18 protein-coding genes and 1 tRNA gene are annotated in these 21,842 nt (G+C 53.2%); 13 read left to right on the forward strand and 6 right to left on the reverse strand.

Annotated features, from left to right (window positions below):
• Positions 1–19: 19 nt before the first annotated feature.
• From mlaD to murA, 5 genes are read left to right on the forward strand one after another with little or no spacing between them, the layout of a single operon-like run.
• Positions 20–493, forward strand: a complete 474-nt coding sequence (mlaD, locus tag ACIDEJ_RS14875; protein ID WP_411988846.1) for an outer membrane lipid asymmetry maintenance protein MlaD — start codon at positions 20–22, stop codon at positions 491–493.
• Positions 494–506: 13 nt separating this feature from the next.
• Entirely contained in the window at positions 507–1,166 is a 660-nt protein-coding gene (locus ACIDEJ_RS14880; RefSeq protein ID WP_411988847.1) for an MlaC/ttg2D family ABC transporter substrate-binding protein, read from the forward strand.
• Positions 1,163–1,438 (forward strand): STAS domain-containing protein, encoded by a 276-nt coding sequence (locus ACIDEJ_RS14885; protein WP_411988848.1) that lies wholly within the window; start codon positions 1,163–1,165, stop codon positions 1,436–1,438. Before ACIDEJ_RS14880 ends, ACIDEJ_RS14885 begins: the two co-directional genes overlap by 4 nt.
• Positions 1,439–1,465: 27 nt before the next feature.
• On the forward strand, positions 1,466–1,723 hold the full coding sequence (locus tag ACIDEJ_RS14890; RefSeq protein WP_411988849.1) for a BolA family protein: 258 nt from the start codon (positions 1,466–1,468) through the stop codon (positions 1,721–1,723).
• A gap of 12 nt (positions 1,724–1,735) precedes the next feature.
• Positions 1,736–2,998: a UDP-N-acetylglucosamine 1-carboxyvinyltransferase gene (gene murA, locus ACIDEJ_RS14895; RefSeq protein ID WP_411988850.1), complete on the forward strand. Its 1,263-nt coding sequence runs from the start codon at positions 1,736–1,738 to the stop codon at positions 2,996–2,998.
• A gap of 122 nt (positions 2,999–3,120) precedes the next feature.
• On the opposite strand, the gene ACIDEJ_RS14900 is transcribed toward murA, so the two are convergent.
• Together ACIDEJ_RS14900 and rapA are read right to left on the reverse strand one after the other, a co-directional pair.
• Positions 3,121–4,026, reverse strand: a complete 906-nt coding sequence (locus ACIDEJ_RS14900; protein WP_411988851.1) for a DUF3530 family protein — start codon at positions 4,024–4,026, stop codon at positions 3,121–3,123.
• A 144-nt stretch (positions 4,027–4,170) separates the two neighbouring features.
• On the reverse strand, positions 4,171–7,077 hold the full coding sequence (gene rapA / locus ACIDEJ_RS14905) for an RNA polymerase-associated protein RapA (protein ID WP_411988852.1): 2,907 nt from the start codon (positions 7,075–7,077) through the stop codon (positions 4,171–4,173).
• Between the two features lie 319 nt (positions 7,078–7,396).
• On the opposite strand from rapA, the gene ACIDEJ_RS14910 reads away from it, so the two are divergent.
• Together ACIDEJ_RS14910 and ACIDEJ_RS14915 are read left to right on the forward strand one after the other, a co-directional pair.
• Positions 7,397–8,791, forward strand: coding sequence for a PhoH family protein (locus ACIDEJ_RS14910; protein ID WP_411988853.1), 1,395 nt, complete (start codon positions 7,397–7,399; stop codon positions 8,789–8,791).
• Positions 8,792–8,918: 127 nt separating this feature from the next.
• Positions 8,919–12,617, forward strand: coding sequence for a response regulator (locus tag ACIDEJ_RS14915; RefSeq protein WP_411988854.1), 3,699 nt, complete (start codon positions 8,919–8,921; stop codon positions 12,615–12,617).
• A gap of 40 nt (positions 12,618–12,657) precedes the next feature.
• Here ACIDEJ_RS14915 and ACIDEJ_RS14920 read toward each other — a convergent pair whose 3' ends face one another.
• Entirely contained in the window at positions 12,658–14,505 is a 1,848-nt protein-coding gene (locus tag ACIDEJ_RS14920) for a protein kinase domain-containing protein (protein ID WP_411988855.1), read from the reverse strand.
• Positions 14,506–14,708: 203 nt separating this feature from the next.
• Here ACIDEJ_RS14920 and ACIDEJ_RS14925 point away from each other — a divergent pair, with 203 nt between their 5' ends.
• Positions 14,709–15,053 carry a hypothetical protein gene (locus tag ACIDEJ_RS14925; RefSeq protein WP_411988856.1) on the forward strand — a complete coding sequence of 115 codons (345 nt, stop codon included), beginning with the start codon at positions 14,709–14,711 and terminating at the stop codon, positions 15,051–15,053.
• Between the two features lie 158 nt (positions 15,054–15,211).
• Here ACIDEJ_RS14925 and ACIDEJ_RS14930 read toward each other — a convergent pair whose 3' ends face one another.
• Positions 15,212–16,246, reverse strand: coding sequence for a porin (locus ACIDEJ_RS14930; protein WP_411988857.1), 1,035 nt, complete (start codon positions 16,244–16,246; stop codon positions 15,212–15,214).
• 548 nt (positions 16,247–16,794) lie between these two features.
• On the opposite strand from ACIDEJ_RS14930, the gene tcdA reads away from it, so the two are divergent.
• Both tcdA and pepT read left to right on the forward strand, forming a co-directional pair.
• Entirely contained in the window at positions 16,795–17,604 is an 810-nt protein-coding gene (tcdA, locus tag ACIDEJ_RS14935) for a tRNA cyclic N6-threonylcarbamoyladenosine(37) synthase TcdA (protein WP_411988858.1), read from the forward strand.
• A 93-nt stretch (positions 17,605–17,697) separates the two neighbouring features.
• Entirely contained in the window at positions 17,698–18,924 is a 1,227-nt protein-coding gene (gene pepT, locus ACIDEJ_RS14940) for a peptidase T (RefSeq protein WP_411988859.1), read from the forward strand.
• A gap of 14 nt (positions 18,925–18,938) precedes the next feature.
• Here the strand turns inward: pepT and ACIDEJ_RS14945 are convergent, their stop codons facing one another.
• Positions 18,939–19,109, reverse strand: coding sequence for a hypothetical protein (locus tag ACIDEJ_RS14945; protein ID WP_411988860.1), 171 nt, complete (start codon positions 19,107–19,109; stop codon positions 18,939–18,941).
• Between ACIDEJ_RS14945 and ACIDEJ_RS14950 the strand changes: the two genes are divergently transcribed.
• Together ACIDEJ_RS14950 and ACIDEJ_RS14955 are read left to right on the forward strand one after the other, a co-directional pair.
• Positions 19,108–19,719, forward strand: a complete 612-nt coding sequence (locus tag ACIDEJ_RS14950; protein WP_411988861.1) for a superinfection exclusion B family protein — start codon at positions 19,108–19,110, stop codon at positions 19,717–19,719. The genes ACIDEJ_RS14945 and ACIDEJ_RS14950 overlap by 2 nt on opposite strands.
• Positions 19,720–20,298: 579 nt before the next feature.
• Positions 20,299–20,385, forward strand: a tRNA-Leu gene (locus tag ACIDEJ_RS14955).
• A gap of 91 nt (positions 20,386–20,476) precedes the next feature.
• Here ACIDEJ_RS14955 and ACIDEJ_RS14960 read toward each other — a convergent pair.
• Positions 20,477–21,091: a peroxiredoxin gene (locus ACIDEJ_RS14960; protein WP_411988862.1), complete on the reverse strand. Its 615-nt coding sequence runs from the start codon at positions 21,089–21,091 to the stop codon at positions 20,477–20,479.
• 461 nt (positions 21,092–21,552) lie between these two features.
• Here ACIDEJ_RS14960 and ACIDEJ_RS14965 point away from each other — a divergent pair.
• The coding region (locus tag ACIDEJ_RS14965; protein WP_411988863.1) for a transposase at positions 21,553–21,842 on the forward strand (290 nt) is incomplete at its 3' end.

Consider the following 21,842-nt stretch of genomic DNA (forward strand, 5'->3'; position numbering starts at 1 on the left):
TTAACTTTGGTAACTGATTATGTTGACAAGAAAAATTGAATTCTTGGTGGGAATGTTTTTATTGGCGGGGATGGCCGCATTTTTGGTGTTGGTTTACAAAGTTGCCAATGTTGAGGTGCAAACATCCAGTGCCACTTACACGCTGACAGCTGAATTCAGCAACATCGGCGGTCTTAAGGTGCGCTCCCCGGTGAAAGTGGGAGGGGTGGTTGTCGGACGGGTTAGCAACATCACCCTGGATGCGAAAAAAATGTCGCCGCTGGTGACTCTCACCATGGATAAACGCTACAACAATTTTCCGGAAACCAGCAGTTTGTCCGTGTTGACATCCGGTTTGCTGGGCGAGCAGTTTTTGGGGCTGACACCGGGATTTATGGATGATGACATTGCCATTTTGCAAGATGGCGATCGGATTTATGACACACACTCAGCGCTGGTATTGGAAGATCTTATCGGACAGTTGCTCTACAGCATGGGTTCAAAGGACAAGTAATAGGGAGTCTGTAATGTTGAAACGATTAATCAGTACCTTGGCGGCGCTGTGCTTGCTGTTACCGGCAATGACCCAGGCAGCCCCGGTCATCAAGCAGTACCAAAATCCTTACGAGATGATTAAAGAGGTTGCTGACCAGACCTTTAACCGCTTCAAGCAGGATCAAAGCCAGATAAAGGCCGAGCCGGATCACCTGAAAACCATTGTGTCAGAAGAGCTGATGCCCTATGTGGATGCCCGTTATGCGGCTTACAAGGTGCTTGGCCCATACCTGCAGGAAACCACCAAGGCGCAGCGCAACGCCTTTGTGACCGCCTTTGAAAGTTATCTGATTGCCACTTACGCCCAGGCTTTTACCGCGTATACGGATCAAACCGTGCAGTTTGCCAAGGCGCGGGATTTTGCCTCCGAGCGCATGGTCGATGTGGGCGTGCAGATTGTGGATGCCACCCGGCCGCCCATCAAGCTGGAGTTTAAAGTCCGTCGCCTCAAAGACGGTACCTGGAAAGCCTTTGACATGGTGGCCGAAGGCGTGAGCCTGCTCAGCTCCAAACAGTCGGAAGTGACCGCCATGGTTCGCCAAAAAGGCATCGATGCGGTGATTACCCTGTTGCAGGAGAAGGGAAACATTCATATCGATTTTAATGCACCTCAGGGTAAGGATGCACTGTGATAGAATTCAAGCAACAGGGGGATTGCTGCCAGCTTGTGGGCCGACTGGGACAGGACGATGTCAAACAGCTCTGGGCACAACGCAAACAGTTGCTGGCAGAAGGCACCCGAACGCTGGATTTACAGGAACTGAGCTACAGCGACAGTGCGGGCATCGCCTTTTTAATGGAGCTGCTCAGCCAGCAACCGACAACGCTGCAGCTGAGTCATCCCGCTACCCAAGTTAAACGTTTGATAGACCTGTATGACTTACAGGATTTTTTTACTGAGTAATCAACGCCTACAAGGTAAATATTGCTGATGGATACACAAGAGCTGGAAACTATTTTACGTGAGGCCCTCGCGCTCTCGGAGATTTATGTCACCGTGGATGGCACCCATTTTAACATTGTTGCCGTGGGTGATTGTTTTGACGGCCTGAGCAAAATCAAGCAGCAGCAGGCCATTTACGCCCCGTTGATGGACCGCATCACCAGTGGCGAAATGCACGCCCTCAGTATCAAGACTTTTACTCCTGCACAATGGCAGCGTGAAAAGATCTTCAACATGCCAGTGTAGTAGAGACGTAACGTGGATAAATTAACCATTCAGGCAAGTGGTCCACTTGCCGGTACTGTCGTGATTTCCGGTTCTAAAAATGCGGCCTTGCCGATTTTGATGGCGGGGGTACTGACAGCAGACCCTGTGGTGCTGGCCAATGTGCCGAATCTGCGGGATGTGAGTACCAGCTGCAAGCTGTTGCGTTGTCTGGGCGCCGAGGTTACCCAGCAAGACAATGGCGTGGTGCTGATTAATGCCAAAGGCATCAACGACTTTTGTGCCCCCTATGATCTGGTGAAAACCATGCGGGCATCCATTTTGGTGCTGGGGCCGTTACTGGCCCGTTACGGCGCGGCGGATGTGTCGTTGCCCGGCGGCTGTGCCATTGGTGCCCGGCCCGTTAACCTGCATCTGCAGGGGCTGGAAGCGATGGGCGCCCACATCGAGGTGAAAGAGGGCTATGTCAAGGCACGTGCTGACGGCCGCCTCAAGGGCGCTCACATCTTCATGGAGATGGTTAGCGTGGGCGCCACGGAAAACCTGCTGATGGCAGCTGCCTTGGCTGAGGGTGAAACCGTGTTGGAAAATGCCGCAAGGGAGCCGGAGGTCATTGACTTGGCCAACTGCCTGATTGCCATGGGGGCCCATATTGAAGGGGCTGGCACCGCCACCATCCGCATTCAAGGGGTGGAAACACTTCATGGCTGCCATTACCGGGTAATGCCGGATCGCATCGAAACCGGGTCATTCCTGGTGGCGGCGGCGGTGACCCGCGGGCGTATCCGCTGTCTGGATGCCGACCCTACAACACTGGAAGCGGTACTGGCCAAGTTGCAGGAAGCCGGGGCGGAAATTACCGTGGGCAAGGACTGGATTGAGCTGGACATGAAAGGCCGGCGCCCCAATGCGGTCAGCCTGAAAACCATGCCTTATCCAGGCTTTCCTACCGATATGCAGGCGCAGTTCTGTGTGCTTAACGCCTTGGCAGAAGGCATTGGCAGCATTACTGAAACCATCTTTGAAAACCGCTTCATGCATGTGCCTGAGCTTAACCGCATGGGCGCCAGCATGGAGCTGGAAGGCAATACCTGCATCATTCATGGGCGTGAAGTGCTCAATGGCGCTCAGGTGATGGCCACTGACTTGCGGGCCTCGGCCAGTCTGGTCATTGCCGGTTTGGTGGCAGAAGGCACCACGGTGGTGGATCGCATCTATCATCTTGACCGAGGTTATGAGCATATTGAAGATAAGTTCAGCGGCCTTGGCGGCAGTGTGCGCCGTATTTCGGAATAACCCCTTTCCCCAGACGGCGGTAATGGCCGTCAGCTGGCAAGGTTTGATGGGAGCATGTGAATGCTCCCATTTTTATTGGCTGGACGTGTTGTGATAAAGGCTACACCTAGTGCCATCAGGTGTTACGGCTGTTGGTTTGGGCTCATAAGCGCAGGCGCGGGAAGCATGGCGCTGCCCATCTGGTTGATCAGTTGCAAACAGCGCTCATAGGCACTTTGCTGGGTTAAATCCAGCGCCAGCAGTTGCTGCCTGGAGTGACGCTCCGGGTGGCTTTCCAACACTTGCAGCCGCTGCTGGCGCGTGCCTAATGAGGCCGGATTGGCATCCGGTGACTGAATATCCAGCACGGGAAATGCCAGTTGCCCCAAAAGCGCCGCAAGCTTGTCATTGGCGGCGGTGGGTTCGGTGTAAGGATTGATCAGCACCAGCAAATCCGGCGCCTGCAGTTGCTGCTGCTGTAATAACTGCATCAGTAACGGGCCGGAAGGGCCAATGGCCACCAGCAGTTGTTTGCCGGTAAACGCCTGGGCGGATGTTTGCAATTGGGCAAGGCCCTGCTGCAGGTAATGCTGCTGGCGTTGTTGCAATTGCTGCCAGTCGCCATCACTGCGCTGGCGGGTGAGCTGATTGCCGGTATCGTGCATCTGACCGTTCCCGGCCTCATTAACGGCAGCCACCGAGGTGGTGAAGTTGAGCTTGGGGGCCGCAGGGGGCGGTGTCAGACTGAAGGTGCTCCAGCCCAAAACACTTAACTGCCGCGCCAGATAGCCCGGCAATCCCTGCGCGCGGGCGTCAGTACCGGGGGGCGGGATGATAATCACGCTGCCGCGATGCAGGCGATATTGCCATTCACGGGTCAGCACCAGCACCCCTTTGCCGTCAATCTGGATTTGGCTGGGCTGTTGGTTATCGGCCGCAAGCGGGGGCAGTGGGGCGGCTTTGCTGCTGACCATGTTGCTGTACAACAACGCCATCAACCAGCTCATGGTGCCCAGCCATTTCAGTGCCAGGCGCGGTGATAACAACATGAAGACCCATTCCCGCTGAAGAAAAACGGCATTATAAACAACAATCCGCCCGGAACCCATGGCGCTGACGGCGTTTGTTTTGCTTGCACATGAAACAGGCCCGCAATGGCGGGCCTGATGTGAAGGCGGACAACCGGTTACGGTTTACACGTGGCTGACCAGCACCAGCCTGATGGCATCCAGTCGTAACTGGCAGTTATCCAGATAACCGTGAAGCTCACTCATCTGCTGGCGCAGGAAGTCCAGCTCTTCATCGCGGATGTTGGGGTTGACGGTTTGCAGTGCTTCCAGGCGCTCCAGCTCACCATGGAGCTGCGATTCCATCTGTTGCCTGGCTTGGGCCAGCAATTCATTCATGGTGGTTGCGGCGTGTTGCTCCCCTTTGGCCAGCAGCGGATGCAGCAGGGTTTGCGAGGCATTCACCAACTTGCTGCCGATATGGCGGTTAACCGGGCTCAGCTGCCTATCCCATTGCTCGTAGCTCACTTTGGTGGCCAGATCGTTGCCGTCCTTATCCAGCAATACCCGAATGGGCGTGGATGGCAGGTAACGGAACAACTGGCTGGATTTCGGCGCGGAGGCATCGGCAATATAGATAAGCTCCAAAAACAGCGTGCCTGCCGGCAGTGCCTTGTTTTTCAGCAGTGCCACACAGGTGGTGCCGGTATCGGAACCCGTGATGAGGTCAAGCCCGGTCTGCACCAGTGGGTGCTCCTGGGTTATCAGCGCAATATCGTCACGGGACAGCGCGGTATTACGCTCAAAGGTCACGGTAATGCCATCTTCCGGCAAGCCGGGATAACTGGGGAACATCATGTGCTCGCTGGGACGCAGGATGATGGTGTTTTCGCCCTTGTCTTCCTGATCGATGCCGATGATGTCCCACAGCCGGATCACCGAGCCAATCAGCTGGGTATCGTTATCCATTTCCGCCAAACGCCATACCAGCGCCTTGGCACGGTCGCCGCCATTGGAGTTGAGCTCCAATAGCTTGTCCCGCCCTTGCTCCATGGCTTGTTTCAATTCCTTGTAACGGCTGCGGGTGTGGTTCAGCAGCTGGGTCATGGCCTCATCGTCGGCATCGCTTAACAGGGGTAACAGCTCTTGGGCAAACTCCTTGAACAGAATGTGCCCCACCGGACAGGTCTGCTCAAAGGCATTAAGCCCCTGATGATACCAGTCCAGCAAGCGTGCCTGGGCGCAGTCGGCAATGTAGGGCAGGTGAATGTGCACATCATGCTGCTGGCCGATGCGATCCAGACGACCGATGCGTTGCTCCAGCAGATCCGGGTTAAGGGGTAAGTCAAACAGCACCAACTGGCTGGCAAACTGGAAGTTGCGCCCTTCAGAGCCGATTTCTGAACAGATGAGCGCTTGGGCGCCGCCTTCTTCCTGGGCGAAAAACGCGCCGGCCTTGTCGCGTTCGATAATCGACATGCCTTCGTGGAATACGGTGGTGAGAATACCTTCCCGGGTGCGCAGCGCCTCTTCAAGACTCAATGCCGTGGCGGCCTGGGAGGTGATGATCAGCACTTTTTTGCTGCGGTGGGTTTTCAAGAAGTCAATCAGCCAGTCTACCCGCGGGTCGAACTTCCACCAGGCGGCGGATTGCTCATCAAACTGCTGGTAGAGTTTTTCCGGCGTCAGTACCAACCGAGCCTGGGCCTCCGTTGGCAGGTTGCGGTTCATCATCAATGCCACTCGCATGGCGGTTTGATACTGGGCCGGCATCTGTTGCGGGTAGGCATGGAAAATACGCTGTGGGAAGCCTTTGACGGAGGCACGGCTGTTACGGAACAGTACCCGGCCGGTGCCGTGGCGATCCAGCAGTTGCTGCAGCAGTTCATCCCGCGCTTGTTGCTGCTGTTCTTCATCCACATTATCGGCCTGGATTAACTTAACCGCCGGCATGATGTCTTTTTCGGCCAACAGCTCGGCGAGCAGGGCAATGGCATCGTCGGGCAGTTTGTTGCCGCTGGCAATGGCTTCGGCGGCGCTGGCCACCTGACGGTAATCGTCTTCTTCTTTAAGAAAGGCCTGATAGTCGTAAAAGCGGTTGGGGTCCAGCAGTCGCAACCGGGCAAAGTGGCTTTCGTGCCCCAACTGGTCCGGTGTGGCCGTGAGCAGTAATACCCCCGGGATCACTTGCGCCAGGGCATCCACAATCTTGTAGGCCCGGCTGGGTTTGTCTTCTGCCCATTCCAGATGGTGGGCTTCATCCACCACCAGCAGATCCCAGTCCGCATCCAGTGCCTGCTCCAGCCGGCGTTTTTGCTTGAGCAAATCCAGCGAGCAAATCACCAGTTGCTCGCTATAGAAGGGGTTGTCGTGATCCGCATAGGCTTCTACGCAGCGCTCTTCATCAAATACGGCAAAGCGCAAGTTGAAACGGCGCAGCATTTCCACCAGCCATTGATGGCGCAAGGTGTCGGGTACCAGAATCAATACTCGCTCTGCCCGGCCGGTCATTAACTGCTGATGAATGATAAGACCGGCTTCAATGGTTTTGCCAAGCCCCACTTCATCGGCCAGCAACACCCTTGGGGCATGACGTTGACCCACTTCCGAGGCAATCCATAACTGGTGGGGGATCAAACCCACCCGTGGGCCCTGTAAGCCCAGTAATTCCGAGGTGGCCAAATGGTGACGCAGGCGCTGGGCCTGATAACGCACCCCGAAGCGATCCATCCGGTCAAGCTGCCCGGCAAACAGGCGATCCTGGGGTTTGTTAAAGCGGATGTTGTGATCCAGCATGGTTTCCCGCAGGGTGACGCTTTCTCCTGTCTCCGCATTGGTGCCGTGATAGCATACCAGTCCGTCATGTTCATCCAGTTGCTGGATTTCCAGTGTCCAGCCTTCATGGCTTTTCACTTTGTCTCCGGGGTTGTAGATCACGCGGGTGAGCGGGGCATCATTGCGGGAGAAAATACGGTTCTCTCCCGTCGCCGGGAACAGCAGGGTGACCATTCTGCCTTCCAACTGTACAACTGTTCCTAATCCAAGCTCTGATTCCGTATCACTTATCCAGCGTTGACCTAAAGCAAATGGCATTTTTGACTCTTATCCTCGGTGCTCTGTGAAGGGCGCGTATGTTATACCAAACCGATTATAATACCAATCGCGCTAACGTTTGCCGGTTAGTTAGTTGGCACAATAGCAGCCACCTTTGGATGGCTATGTGAATGGCTTGTTAAAAATAATGTCAGGAAGCGATTGTCATCCCACAGTAATGGTGACAGTATAAAAATCAAACCTGTCACGGGGAACGCTTTTCACCCACCTAACTACAGGAGCCTCTTTATCTGCTAGCCCAGCGTAACCCGCCGGACACACTATACAAGACATATGCAATGATGCTTATGGAGGCGCTATGGAGCAAGACGACAGAAAATTGTTTGTACTTGATACCAATGTTTTATTGCATGAACCTTTAGCCATCTACTCGTTTAAAGAACACGACGTGGTGGTGCCCATGACGGTGCTGGAAGAGCTGGACCAGATTAAAGACCGTAAGCGGGATGTGAGCCGGGATGCCCGCGTTGCCATCAGGGCTTTGGAAGACACCTTGGGCGGCGATATTACCCCGGAGCAGATTATCAACGGCGTTACCTTGCCGGCGCGTGAAGGCCACAGCGATGCCACCGGCTCTTTGTCCATTTTCCCCGATCATCAGATAGAGTTCACCATCGGCGCCCTGCCGGGCGACAACAACGACAACCGCATTATCAATACTGCCCTGTACTTGCAACAGCTGCACCAGCCACGGCCGGTGGTGTTGGTCACCAAAGACATCAACATGCGCCTTAAAGCCAAAGGTGCCGGCATGCTGATGGTGGAAGATTACCGCACTGATCAGCTGATTGACGATATCCGCTTCCTCTCCAAGGGATTCCATGAATTTGACGGAAACTTCTGGGAACATATGGAGCGGGTGGCCACCGAACGCCACGGTCGCCAAACCGTGCATGATGTGCCGCTGGCGGATTTGGGCGATGACATTTTTTACACCAACCAATACCTGCTGGATCAGGACTCCAATTTCTGTGGCCGGGTGGTGGGTCGCAGCGACACCACCCTAAGCGTGCTGGATTTGGGGCGGGAGCGGTTGCTGAATATGGAAGCCTGGGGGGTCAGGCCGAAAAACATTTATCAGGGCATGGCGCTGCAAGCGCTGATGGATCCGGATATCGATTTGGTGATCCTCACCGGCCCCGCCGGTTGCGGCAAAACCCTGCTGGCCATGGCGGCGGCACTGGAGCTGGTGGTGGAACGCAATCAGTATGACAAGGTGATTGTCACCCGTAACACCCCGGAAATCGCCGAATCCATCGGTTTCCTGCCCGGCACCGAAGAGGAAAAAATGGCGCCGTGGCTGGCGGCCATTACCGATACCCTGGAAGTGCTGCACAAGCATGATGTCAATCCGTCCGGGTCACTGAATTACATCATGGACAAGGCCAACATCCAGTTCAAATCCATCAACTTCATGCGAGGGCGTTCCATCCAGAATTCCGTGGTATTGCTGGATGAATGCCAGAACCTTACCGCGTCCCAGATTAAAACCATGATTACCCGCATGGGCGAGGGTACCAAACTTATCTGCTGTGGCAACCTGGCGCAGATAGACTCCAATTACCTGACCGCCGTGACATCAGGGTTAACTTACATCGTGGAGCGTTTCAAACAGTTTGAAGGCAGTGCCAACATCTACCTTAACGGTGTGGTACGTTCCCGCCTGGCGGAGTTTGCCGAAGAGCAACTGTAAGGATTCACCTTGCCGTCGCCCAACAAAGGACTCTTCGGAGTCCTTTGTTTTCAGGCGTAAACTGCTATCATGTTCGGCAGATTTTCCAGCGGTTTCCCGGGTGGCAGCCGTCATGCAAAGGTAATGGATGAAAGCAACAGAACCTGAATTCCAGCTAAAATCGCCCATTCAGAAAAATTACAACCGTGCGGTGTTTTACACCTACATGGGGGTGATTGTGTTGGCGCTGCTCACCGCCTGGGGATTTTACGAGCGGCAAAAAAGCGAGCAGATGCAACTGCGCGAAGAGCAGGTAGACCGGCATGTGATGCAGATTGACCTGTTGTTGGAGTCCAGCATTCGTGCGGTGAAAAGCCTGCGGGACATCGCCGTGGATCATTTGCGCCTGGCGGAGCAGGTACGCAAGGACCGCCTCCCCCAATACGAAAAATTCAACGAAAGCGGTCAATACTTTACCCTGGAACCCACCTATGCCAAAAGTGGCGAGCCCTTTACCAATATGGGGCGCATCACCGGCATCGGGGCGCTGGATGGCCGTAGCGACAAGTTCTATCAGGAGCTGGAGATGCTGTTCGAGCTCTCCCTTTCCTTCCCGGTGGCCAAAGAGGCCGCCCCCAAGGCCTCGGCCATCTATTACATCTCCAAACGGCGGATGATGTCCTATTACCCTTGGCCGTCGGATGATGTGCGTTTTCGGGATGAGTTATTGCACCGCAAGCAGTTCCAGTTGGCGGCGCCGGAGATGAACCCCCAGCGCAGCGTGTTCTGGAGTGAAGCCTATGTGGACTCTGCCGGTAATGGCTTGCTGACCACCCTCGGGGTGCCCATCTATCTGGAAGACAACTTTATCGGCTCCATCAATCTGGACATGACATTGGCATCACTGGCCAGGCAAATCCGGCTTTATTTCAAGATGCCCGGCACCGTGATTTTGCTGGATCAGGGCAACAACATCCTGTCCCACAGCGATTTTGACACCTCCAGCATCAACCGGGTGTACCACATCAGCCAGCGCATTCCGGCAGAGCTGCACTCACTGCCGGAGTCTGAACTGTTTGATGCCCATGAAGGGATGATCCGTAACGGCTATTACATCTACTCGGTGGCGTTGCATAACGCGCCGTGGCGTTTGCTGTATTTGCAAAACGTGGATGAGATGTTTTCCGACTCGTTTGAAAAGCTCAAAGCCACGTTTTTTCTGGTGGTGTTGGCGCTGTCCATTCTGGTCACCATCGTACATTGGCAAACCCGCCGCTCCTTTGTCAGTCCCGCCTCCCGTTTGTTAAGCCATCTGGAAGCCTGCTCCCAGTCGCCCCGAGAGCCGCCTGCCAGCATTAACCGCGACTGGTTGCCCTGGTTCCAGCTGGTAAGCCGTATTTTTGATGAAAACCAGCAATATACCAAGCATCTGGCAGAGCAGAACAAACGGTTGGACAAGCTGGTGGCACGGCGTACCGAGCGCCTGCGGGAAACCACCGAGCGCCGGGAACAGGAGTTTGCGCTGCTGCGATCACTGCTGGACTCCATTCCCGAGGCCATCGTTTTCAAGGATAAAGACGGGAAATATCTGGGATGCAACAAGGCTGCCGAGCGGGTGCTGGGGTATACCGAAAGTGAAATGATTGGCTTGTCGGACTACGATTTGACCCCGCCGGAGCTTTCCCGGCGCATCCGCCATGAAGATGCCAAGGTGTTGCAGGAGCGCACCCCGCTGCGTTATCAGGAAAAGGTAGAGCTTTCCGGCCGCCCGGTGTTGCTCGATACCCTCAAATTGCCGTTTTACAATCGCCGCAACGAACTGCAGGGGCTGATTGTGGTGTGGCGCGATGTGACCCGGGAATATGAGTCTGCCGAGCAGCTGCGTCTGTCCGAGGAGCGCTACCATCTGGCAATGGATGCGGTGGAAGACGGCTTGTGGGACTGGTATCTGGACTCGGAGCAGATCATCTGCAACCCCTCGTTTTACACCATGCTGGGCTACAGTGCCCATGCGTTTCCGGCATTGGTCTCCACCATTGACAATCTGACCCATCCCGATGACCGGCAACGGGTACAGGAAAGCCGGGCGCAATACCTGCAACATCCACAGGGCACCTATGAAGTGGAGTTTCGCATGTTGGGTAAAAGCGGCAACTACCACTGGTTGCTGTCCCGGGGGCAGGTGGTGGAATTCACCAGCCACGGTGCGCCCAAGCGGATGCTTGGCACCAACAAGGACATCACCCGCCACAAGAGCACGGAACTGGCGTTGCTGGAAGCGAAAAAGGATGCGGAACTGGCCAACCTTTACAAAAGCGAGTTTTTGGCCAACATGAGCCATGAAATCCGCACGCCCATGAACGCCATTATCGGCATGTTGCAGTTGGCACAGCGCACCAGCCTGACAGCCCAGCAACAGGATTATCTGGAAAAAGCCGGTTTTTCGGCCCAGTCGCTACTGCGCATCATCAACGACATTCTTGATTTCTCCAAAATCGAGGCCGGCAAACTGGAGCTGGAAAAAGTCTCGTTCCAGCTGGATAAGGTTCTGGAACACGCATTGGATCTCAATACCCTCAAGGCCCAGGAAAAAGGGATTGAATTATTGCTGTATGCACCGGTGACCGCCGGTTTGGTACTTAACGGTGATCCGTTGCGTCTGGGGCAGGTGCTGGTCAATCTGTTATCCAATGCGGTGAAATTTACCGCTGAAGGCGAAATCGAGCTGGGCTGTGAGGATGTGGGTGAGCGGGATCAGCGCATTACCCTGAAATTCTGGGTGCGGGACACCGGCATCGGCATTGAAAAAACCAAACAGCTGCAGCTGTTTGACGCGTTTGCCCAGGCGGATGGCTCCACCACCCGCAAATATGGCGGCACCGGGCTTGGGTTGTCCATCAGCAAGCATCTGGTCTCCATGATGGGCGGCGATTTGCAGGTACATAGCGAGCCAGGCGTTGGCAGTACCTTTACCTTTACCGTGAGTTTTGAGCTGGCAGAAGGTGAGCCCAGCGCGCCGTTATCGGTGCCGGAAGGCCTTAACAACTTGCGCACGCTGGTGGTGGATGACAATCCGTCTGCCTTGCAGATTTACGCTTCCCAGCTGCGGGATTTTCATTTTGATGTGACCACCGCCGCCACGGGTGAAGCGGCATTGCAACAGCTCTCGGCCCAGCCGTTTGATTTGCTGCTGCTTGACTGGAAAATGCCCCAGATGGACGGTCATCAGGTATTGCAGGCCATGGATGAAATGCTGGCCAGCGGCCAACTGGCAAAACGGCCAGTGGTGATTATGATGACCGCCTATGCCGCTGAACCCATGTTGCAGGAACTGGGCGATACCCAGGTGTTTGCCTTGTTGCAAAAACCCTTCAAGCCGTCAGCATTGTTTAACGAAATCATCGCGGCATTTTGTGAGGCGCCAGCAGCCAATGCGGTACACGAAGCGCCGCCAAGTGATGGCGACAGTGACCGAAGCCGGGGCCGGGTGTTGCTGGTGGAGGACAACCTGATTAACCAGCAGGTGGCCTGTGAACTGTTGCGCAGTGGCGGTTACGAGGTGGAGGTGGCGGAAAACGGTAAAGTGGCACTGACCATGGTGTCGGCACAACACTACGATGCCGTGTTGATGGACATCCAGATGCCGGTGATGGACGGGTTGACCGCCACCCGGGAGCTGCGCAAACAGTACAGCGCCGAGCAGTTACCCATCATCGCCATGACCGCCCATGCCATGTCCGGCGACAAGGATAAAAGCCTGGAAGCCGGGATGAACGCCCACATCACCAAGCCCATTATGCTTAATGAGCTGTTTGAAACGCTGAACGAATGGATACCCAAACGCTGATGCCCAAGTGGCAACGGGAGTGCCAGCCAGACTCGCCGCTTTAGCGTGGTTGGGTGGCAGAACCCTTGTGATGATGATGCAGGGATGCTCTGGGATCCCGGGGATAAAAGCGCTCTGGCCGCTGTTGCAGGTGAGAGAATTGCCGGGTGTTTTTATAGGGTAATTTCATGAAACCGGAAACCCCCTGTCCCTGGATTTTATCCACATGCAACAGGATGCGATCCAGGCAGGCACGAAACTGCGCCTGTTTGCGCGGATTAAGCAGCCGCAGATAACTGTGGATTTTCAGGTGGGTGGGCAACGCCTCGAAGATGATGCAGCCGGTGTGATGGATCTGGTTGAGCCGGGTGAGCTCCGCCATGATTTCCCGTGGCAGCTCCAGGTTTTCATCCGGGTCTTTGCCGTCTTCAAAATAGGAGTGCCAGCGGGATTGATCTTCCAGTGTGGGCACATCGCCAATCTCAAACGGCAGTTGCTGCCCTGCATCCCGGTGAAAAGCCTCCGCCTCACTGTTACGCTCCAGATGCAATGTGTCTTTGGCATTGAAAAAACAGGCCTTGAAAGTGCCAAGATGGGTAATCCCCCGAGCCAGGGTCACCATGTTATTCACCGCCTGCAGCAGCGCCGGTTTTAATGCGGCATCATGCAACGCCAGATTCGAGTCGATGAATACCCCCTGTTCGCGCCAGTGAATGGCCAATCCCCCCACTAGCGGATATTGCCCAAGACGTCCCACTGCGGCGATAAAGCCTTTTTCCGTATCTCCCATGCCCGCCAGAAAGTTCCGGTAGTATTTCTCCAGTTGCACATCATCGGGGAAAGGCGCTTGCTGCTCGCCATCTTGTTGATGGGAGCGTAAAAAGGATTTGCGGGAGCTATAACTGACGGTTTCCACATCCCTGGGGTGGGTTTGCACCCATACCGGAATGTCGCCCTGAAGTTCCACCGGCGGGATGGATGGCAACAGCAGGTAATGGCTGTAGCGCATGCTGCGCAGAAAATAGTCGCCGGCGCGCTGGCGCAGCAACGGATCGTCGCTGAGCATGCCGCTTAACGTGCGTGCCAGCTCCACGGGTAATCCCAGGCTGGTGGGCGGGATCACTTTGGAGCCAAAACGGCTGGCTTGTCCGGAGGCCAGCGCGTACAGGGTGGCGGCCACCCCCTGTTCATCAAAACGCGGACTGGAGAGGGCGCCATTGAGCTGTTCTTCACCAATAAAATACACATCGCCCATTCTGGCATTGGTATGTTGCTGATCGCTGGAAAGCAGTTCCAGCACATTGCAGTTGGTGGGTTGCCCGTCGGCATCTTGTTGGGCAAAAACGGCAGAACCCCAGTCAATCAGGGACAGCTTGTCCTGCTTTGGGTCATATACCAGGTTCGACGGTTTGATATCGCCATGCACCAGTGGCCGCCCTTGGCGCAGGTATAACAATAAATCCGCCAGTTGCCGGGCGATACTGATAATCTCCTGTACTGGCAACGCCCCCTGTTGACGGCAGCGCTGATCCAAATCCTGCCCGCAGGCCCGTGCCATGACCATAATGCCCTGGCGTCCCACCCGCTGGAATTTTATCAGGGCCGGCACGTTGGGGTGGTGCACTTGGGATAAGACAAAGGCTTCCTCCTCCAGCCGGTCCTGAATATGCTGGGGCAGGGTCATCCGAGAGAATTTGAACACGTGTTCGGTGCCATGACGGTTGCGTCCGGCAAACACAAACCCATAGGCGCCTTTTCCTATCAGCTCCGGCGCTTCATAACCCAGTTTGATCAATTGTTGCCGGCACAGGCGGATCCAGGCGCGGTGCTTGCGGGCGTCATTGGCCTTGAGCAGGTATACGGATTGCTCTTCTGAAATATAAAAGTGTTGTAATTCAGGTGCTGGCAACGGCAGGCTCCTGCAAAGTGCGGGGCATTGATGTCATTTAAACAACACTCCGGCAGTGGGGCAAGTGTATATAAGCGCGATCTATATCAGATTTGTGTGCTCCTACCCCATCCAATTTTCGGGCACTTTGATATATATCAAGAATGGTGAAAACATGCGGAGGTACTCTGCGGTCATGGACAGCTCTTGGTGGGGAGAAGAATATGCTGGAGCCTGACAAGCGCGAACTGATAGCGCTATTTGAATATGCTAGACCCAGAGTGATCCAGTCTATGGAGCTACGCCATTGTCCTCATTCAGGTTTTTATAATGCCGTTGATGAACAGTGCATTTTTTGCCATCAGGGGATGGAGTGCATCTGGATGAATCATAATGATGATCTGGTGGCACTGGAAAAAAAATCCATAGAGGAGCTGAAACAGCAGCTCTTGATAGCCGTGGATTTTGTGGATGCCCATTTAACGCCGCATCATCTGTCTCGGCGCAAGTGTGAATGTGACAACTGTAGCTGGCTGCGCAAAGTGGAGGCCACCCTGGCCAAATTTTAAGGCAGCGGCTATGGCCTGTACTGTGGCGGTCAATGTTCAGGCCGCTGCATCTGGCGCTGGCCGGTGGTTATGCCATAACGGTGCATGATGTTGGCACTGGGCAACATACAACAAAAAGGCGACCCTAGGGTCGCCTTTTCTGGCATCCAGAAACTGGATTAGAAGTCGTAACGTACACCTACGGTGAATACGTTGTCGTCTTCCAGATCAACTTTGGCACCAGCGGCTTTGAAGTCACCTTCAAAGTGAGTGTAGTGACCGTATACCAGAGTAGACTTGGCTACACGGTAGTCAGCACCCACACTATAGTTGGTTACGCTGATGTCATCAGCGCCAGCAACGCCACCGATGTTTTTGTAGTATTTACCAAAACCGGCATCGTCGTAACCGTATTGAGCTTTCAGGTTAACGCCGTTCAGGTTGTAAACACCGCTGATGATGTAAGTGTTGCCGTCAACGTCGTTGTTGGCAACGCTTTCAGCGTTCTGGAACAAACCGCCCAGTTTGAAGTCGCCCATTTTAACTTGGGCAACGGCGCGGTATGCATCTACACCGCTGATGCCTTTGTTATAGGCTACAGCTGCGTAGTAGTTTTGTGCTTTCAGTTTTTTGTCACCCAGAGTAGCGCTCAGGGCGTACAGGCTGCCGTCAGTGCTGTTGTTGTCATCAACCAGGTAAGTGGCATTCAGCGTCAGCATGTCAGCAATTTTTGGAGAGTAGTACCAGAAACCGTCGGCGCTACGAGTCTGGGCAGTCAGCATGCGGTCCATATCGGCGTTGGTGTTGCCAAACGCATCAATACCGCCTTCAGCCTGCTTGAATACAGTGTCGTTACGGCCAACCAGTACGGTACCGGCATTGGTCTTAACACCCAGGTAGGTGTTACGAGCCTTGAAAGTATCGCCCTTGCTAGAAGTGTTTTCTACCTGGAATTCCATCTGGTAGAGCATTTCAACACCGTCTGCAATCTTTTCAGAACCTTTTACACCCAGGTGTGAGAAGTTGTTTTCGATGTAAGTACCGCTTTCACCTACAGTTACGCCGTTAGTACCGCCTTGCAGTGTGGCGCCGGTTTCGGTGTTAGTTACAGACAGGTCTACACGTCCATAAACTTTTGGGCTATCAGCTAACGCACCAAAAGATGCAGCTGCCAGAACAGTAGCTACTGACGCAGAGATAAAACTTTTCTTCATGTATGTGCTCCCTAGAACCTAAGTTCTATTCCATTCATTATGGTTTTGCTTTCTGTGTTCTGTGTTTCTGGGCTAATCGCGAGCGTCCTGCTCAGGATAAAGCTGCGCAAATTCTTGCAGTTTTGATGTTTTTATATTGTGATCACAATCACATTTCATGTGCCGTTATCACGTAAATTTTTCAAAAAAATGGCAAAAACAACAATTCATCATTAAAAAGCGACAATGGCTGTTTTTCAATTAAGCTATTGTGTGATCATGGTACACACAACGGCTTATCAGTATGCCTTTCTGTATCCCGTATGAGCGGGGTATTTAGGTAATTAACGGTAAATCTTGGTTTTTTGAAATATTAAAAATATTTACTGAATAAAATCTTAATGTTGCAGCATGATTTATCATAAATATGCGGCATGGATTTCATTTTCGTGAAATAATTACAAAAATATCAATAGTGATCTGGGTCACCACCCTTGGAAAGGCGCCTTAGTGGCCAACCGCTATTACGCCATAACAACAGCTAACCAGCAGTAGTCAGGAATCGTACCTTGTCAGCAGCAATAATAGAAGCCGATGCTTACCAACAGCGTTTTGGTGGCATTGCCAGACTTTACGGCGTTAACGCCTTGCGTGTTTTTTCCACTGCCCATGTGATGGTGATTGGGGTGGGGGGGGTTGGCACCTGGGTGGCAGAAGCACTGGCCCGCAGTGGCATCGGGCATATTAGCCTGATGGACCTGGATGATGTGTGCGTGACCAATACCAATCGGCAAATTCATGCGCTGGCCGCAACGGTTGGGCAGTCAAAGGTGGCGGTGATGGCGGCGCGAATACGGCAAATCAATCCCCTTTGCGAGGTTTCAGAAATAGAAGACTTCATCAATGCCGATAATCTCCCGCAGCATCTTCCGCCGGAGCAGGCTCCTGATTATGTGGTGGATTGCATTGATGCGGTAAAACCCAAAGCGGCGCTGATAGCCTGGTGTCGCCGTCACAAAATGCGTTTGGTGACCGTAGGGGGTGCCGGTGGTCAGATTGACCCGACACAGGTGGCCATTACCGATTTGGCCAAAACCATTCAGGATCCGCTGTTGGCAAAAGTGCGCAATCTTTTACGGCGGGAATACAACTTCAGTAAAAATCCCCAGCGGCGTTTTGGGGTGGATGCGGTATTTTCAACCGAACAGCTGAAATACCCCCAGCCCGATGGCAGTGTGTGCAATAGCAAAGAGAGGGTCACCGGCAGCATGCGTATGGATTGCTCTGCCGGATTTGGCGCAGTTACCGCGGTAACCGGCACCTTTGGCTTTGTGGCGGTGAGCTGCGTGTTGCGCAAATTGGCACAAACGGCGGCTTAAATCCTTCTCCAAAACATGATCCAAATCTAATGTAGCACTGGGGCTTGTGCTAGAATGCTGCCACTTTCTTGCACTAGAGTGACATGAAAAACTATGCAAAAAGCGCTACTTACCCGATTTTTACGCTACGTTCAGTCAGACACTCAGTCGGATCCTGAAAATCCGGCTTCGCCCAGTACCCGTGGCCAGAGGCAATTGGCAATGGCCCTGCAGCAAGAGCTGACAGCGCTGGGATTCAGTGATGTTTTCCTCAGTGACAGTGGTTGTTTGTATGCCAAAGTGCCTGCGACGGTATCAGGTACGCCGGTAATTGGCTTCTTGGCCCATCTGGATACGGCACCCGATTTTAGCGGTGCAGGGGTTAAGCCGCAGATTATCCCTGACTATCAAGGGCAGGTCATCCCGCTGGGTGACACTGAACAGTTGTCGCCAGAGCAATTCCCCGAGCTGCTGCATTACCTTGGCAAGACCCTTATCACCACAGATGGCACCACATTGCTGGGCGCAGATGACAAAGCCGGCATTGCTGAAATCGTCACGGCCATGCACTATTTGTTGCAGCATCCAGAAATCCCTCACGGTGAAATTTCCCTGTGTTTTACGCCGGATGAAGAAATCGGCCGGGGCATTCAGGGGTTTGATCACGCACGCTTTGGTGCGCAATGGGCTTATACCATTGACGGCGGCCCGATAGGCGAACTGCAATTTGAAAACTTCAATGGCGCGACCGCAGTGGTCACCGCCCATGGTAATGCCTGCCACCCGGGCAGCGCTTTTGGCATAATGGTCAACGCCATGACCATGGCCTGCCGCTTTCATGCCAAAATGCCCCTTAACGATACCCCGGAGCACAGCTGTGGTTATGAAGGCTTTTTCCATTTGGTTTCCATGGAAGGCAGCACCGAAGAAGCCAAGCTGGTTTATATCATTCGCGATTTTGACAAGCAGCAGTTTGCCCAGCGCAAACAATGGCTGCAGGATCTGGTGGCGAAATACAATGATGAACTCAGCAGCGGCAGTTTGAAGGTGGTCATCACCGACAGCTATTTCAATATGAAAGAAGCGGTGATGCCGACACCTTACATCATTGATATTGCCCAGCGGGCCATGGAGCTTGCCGGTGTTTCGCCGGATGTGAAACCCATCAGGGGCGGAACCGACGGCGCCCATTTGTCGTCACAGGGCCTGCCGTGTCCTAACCTGTTTACCGGCGGCCATAATTTTCATGGCAAGCATGAGTTCGTGTGTTTGGAGTCCATGGAAAAAGCCGTGGATGTGATTATCAACATCGCCAAGCTGACCACCCAGCGTTACGCCTGACCCCTGGATACACGTTAAATGCCGGCTTGATTGCCGGCATTTTTGTATGACGGACATTCCCCTTTTTTCCTGCTTGCCGAGCGGTAACGGGTTCCCCTGCCATGTGATTGACGGCCCTTGAAAAATGGCATCAGACTTGCTTGCTCAAACACCATGGTTAGGTTTTTGACACCGGGTGTTTTCATGAAGCAACTCAAATGGACGCTACCGAAAAGAATGCATATGAAAGGACTGTTACTGAAATTGGCGTTGTGGAGTATCTTATTGACAACGTTACTATTATTTATGCCATCGCCGTTATTGCATCTTGTCAGCCTGGATGCGTGGGTGGCCGCTAATGCTCATTATCTGGGGTTGGGGCTGCTGTGTGCTTTGGCCTATATCGGCGCTTTGATTGTCAATTTTCTGCTGGATGAAGCCATTGCCCAGTTGCAATCCCGGCGCATTGATGAGGCCATTGAAGAAAAAATCCACCTGCTGGACCCCACTGAACGGGCATTATTGCGGGAGTTTTTTCTGCAGGGCAGCTCAGTGCTCACCATGCCTAAAGACGATTTGGTAGTACAGGGCTTACAGAAATCCCACATACTGCAGTGCATCGGTAACGAAAGGCATTACGCCATCCAGGGCCCGACTGCTGATTTCAAAATCTCCATGAAAGCGCGTAAATACCTTAACCGTCGCGTACTGCGCTTACCGGCAGGTGAGCTTAGCAAGGAAACCATGCAGCAGTTAATCAACGCCAGGCCGCAATTCATCAATAATCTGGCGCAGGTGCGCAAACATGCCGCTTGAGCCTTGCATGATGGTTTAGTGGGCAAATAAAAAGGGCAGCATCATGCTGCCCAAATCACTTCAGTGCGTTATTGTTAGAAGAAATACTGAAACTAAGCCTTACTTGGCTTCCACTCTTTCCACAGACAGACAGCTGAGGAATCCACTGTGTAAAGGCTACTGGGGAGATGACCCGCAACATGGGATAGACGCGACCATCCTGCGAATTTTCCTTTTTGCGTAAAGCCAGCTAAAAAATAACCAATAACGGGACGGCATAAGCTGATCACGATCAATAAAAAGTCTGAAACGAGGCTTAACGTGAAAAAATGCCCCATGAGTTTGGCGCCAGATCAACTTTTTATCACCAGTGCGACACTGCCCAGATCCTTATCTTTGCGAGCAAACAAGCGAAAATCCCTTCATCGTGGATGCAAGTTGGGTGTGTATCGGAGGCAAGTGTTGCAAAATTAAGCATTTGAATGACATTTTCTCTCGGAGCCTCTGAAAGCGCTTGCGATTGCTGAATGCCTAGGTATAATGCCGTCCGTACTGAAGCTTACCTGTAACGGCAAGCGACATGCAGTACATAAAATATGTGCCAGAGTGGTGAAATTGGTAGACACAGGGGATTCAAAATCCCCCGCCCTTAAAAGCGTGACGGTTCGAGTCCGTCCTCTGGTACCATCTCCTAGTGAGATAACAGGCCGACATCACGTCGGTTTTTTTGTGCCTGAAACCTGCCATCTCACATTTTCGGATACGTGGCGTTACGGCATCAGGCCAGAATTTCTTCCAGGGTGACGTATTTGCCCACATTGCCTGTCATCTCTTCCATATCCGTGTTTACCGGCAGGGTCTTTTTGCCTTTGCGCCAATTGGCCGGGCAGACTTCACCGGTACGGTAGGCATGCTGCCAGGCTTCAATCTGGCGGATGAGTTCCACCACGCTGCGACCCACACTGTCAGCCACGGTTTCTTCCGCGACCACCACACCGTCAGGATTAATGATGAAACGGCCGCGCAGGGCAACCCCTTCCTGTTCATTCCAGACGCCGAATTTGCGCGCCACATTGCCGGTATTGTCAGCGCCCATGGTCAGTTTGAGGTGGTTCAGTAACGGCTCGGTTTCCACAAACCGTTTATGGCTGAACTTGGTATCACCGGAGATGGGGACTACCACCACACCCAGGGCGGTCAACTCGTCAAGATGGGCATTCATGGCCGCAATTTCGGTTGGGCATACAAAGGTAAAATCTGCCGGATAAAAACATACCACGGCCCATTTGCCCTGCAATTGCTGGCTGGAAACCGTGGTGTAATGGCCTGACGCTGCATCATAAGCATCCAGTTCAAACTCAGGCATTCTGCGCATAACCAGTGTTGTACTCATGTTTTTTTCTCCTGAAACCGTTTCGCTGTTAACCACCAGAGGTGTTTCATCTTCAATGATTTTCATGGTGTCGCAAGGCATAACTATCCCTCTCACATGTCAATAATCACCGTTCATGGTGCCTTTCTTTACACGGATTATTTTTGGCTTATGCTAGAAATATGGTTGCGAAACAGTTCACAAAATTGACAATTAACCGGTAAAAACAAACGCAGGTGAAGGGGCTGTTTCATGGCGCGCGTCTCAGATTTTCCCCTGGCGGATTGGCAAAGTGTGGGCGTGTCATTCATCAAAAACCTCGATATGGCAAATGGTTCGGGATCTTTGTTTGCAGTGGATACAGCAAGGTCATGACCGTCAATGATCAAAACGGGATGACGATTTGAGCTGTAGTGGCATACTGAATTTGGCCATCTAATTAGAGCTGCTATGATGGCGGCATTAGAAAGTTAGGTGACAAAATGACAAAGAAACAAGGCCCGAATTTCAGCCCTGAATTCAGACTGGAAACAGCACAACCGGTAGTTGATCAGGGTTATACGAATAGAGAAGCGGCCGAAGCCATGGGCGTTGGTTATTCAACGCTGGGCAAATGGGTTAAACAATTGCGAGAAGAACGTGCGGGGAAAACCCCGCAGGCAGCGCCTATGACGCCTGAGCAACGTGAAATTCGTGAATTGAAGAAGCAAATTGAACGCCTTGAATTAGAGAAGGAAATCTTAAAAAAGGCTTCTGCTCTGTTGATGTCGGA

The organism is Shewanella mytili, from assembly GCF_046765975.1.
Lineage (GTDB): Bacteria > Pseudomonadota > Gammaproteobacteria > Enterobacterales > Shewanellaceae > Shewanella > Shewanella mytili.

Coding starts and splice junctions, on each gene's coding strand:
- mlaD (WP_411988846.1), top strand. CDS start 20: ATGTTGACAAGAAAAATTGAATTCTTGGTGGGAATGTTTTTATTGGCG.
- ACIDEJ_RS14880 (WP_411988847.1), top strand. CDS start 507: ATGTTGAAACGATTAATCAGTACCTTGGCGGCGCTGTGCTTGCTGTTA.
- ACIDEJ_RS14890 (WP_411988849.1), top strand. CDS start 1,466: ATGGATACACAAGAGCTGGAAACTATTTTACGTGAGGCCCTCGCGCTC.
- ACIDEJ_RS14900 (WP_411988851.1), bottom strand. CDS start 4,026: ATGTTGTTATCACCGCGCCTGGCACTGAAATGGCTGGGCACCATGAGC.
- rapA (WP_411988852.1), bottom strand. CDS start 7,077: ATGCCATTTGCTTTAGGTCAACGCTGGATAAGTGATACGGAATCAGAG.
- ACIDEJ_RS14910 (WP_411988853.1), top strand. CDS start 7,397: ATGGAGCAAGACGACAGAAAATTGTTTGTACTTGATACCAATGTTTTA.
- ACIDEJ_RS14915 (WP_411988854.1), top strand. CDS start 8,919: ATGAAAGCAACAGAACCTGAATTCCAGCTAAAATCGCCCATTCAGAAA.
- ACIDEJ_RS14925 (WP_411988856.1), top strand. CDS start 14,709: ATGCTGGAGCCTGACAAGCGCGAACTGATAGCGCTATTTGAATATGCT.
- ACIDEJ_RS14930 (WP_411988857.1), bottom strand. CDS start 16,246: ATGAAGAAAAGTTTTATCTCTGCGTCAGTAGCTACTGTTCTGGCAGCT.
- pepT (WP_411988859.1), top strand. CDS start 17,698: ATGCAAAAAGCGCTACTTACCCGATTTTTACGCTACGTTCAGTCAGAC.
- ACIDEJ_RS14950 (WP_411988861.1), top strand. CDS start 19,108: ATGAAGCAACTCAAATGGACGCTACCGAAAAGAATGCATATGAAAGGA.
- ACIDEJ_RS14945 (WP_411988860.1), bottom strand. CDS start 19,109: ATGAAAACACCCGGTGTCAAAAACCTAACCATGGTGTTTGAGCAAGCA.
- ACIDEJ_RS14960 (WP_411988862.1), bottom strand. CDS start 21,091: ATGAGTACAACACTGGTTATGCGCAGAATGCCTGAGTTTGAACTGGAT.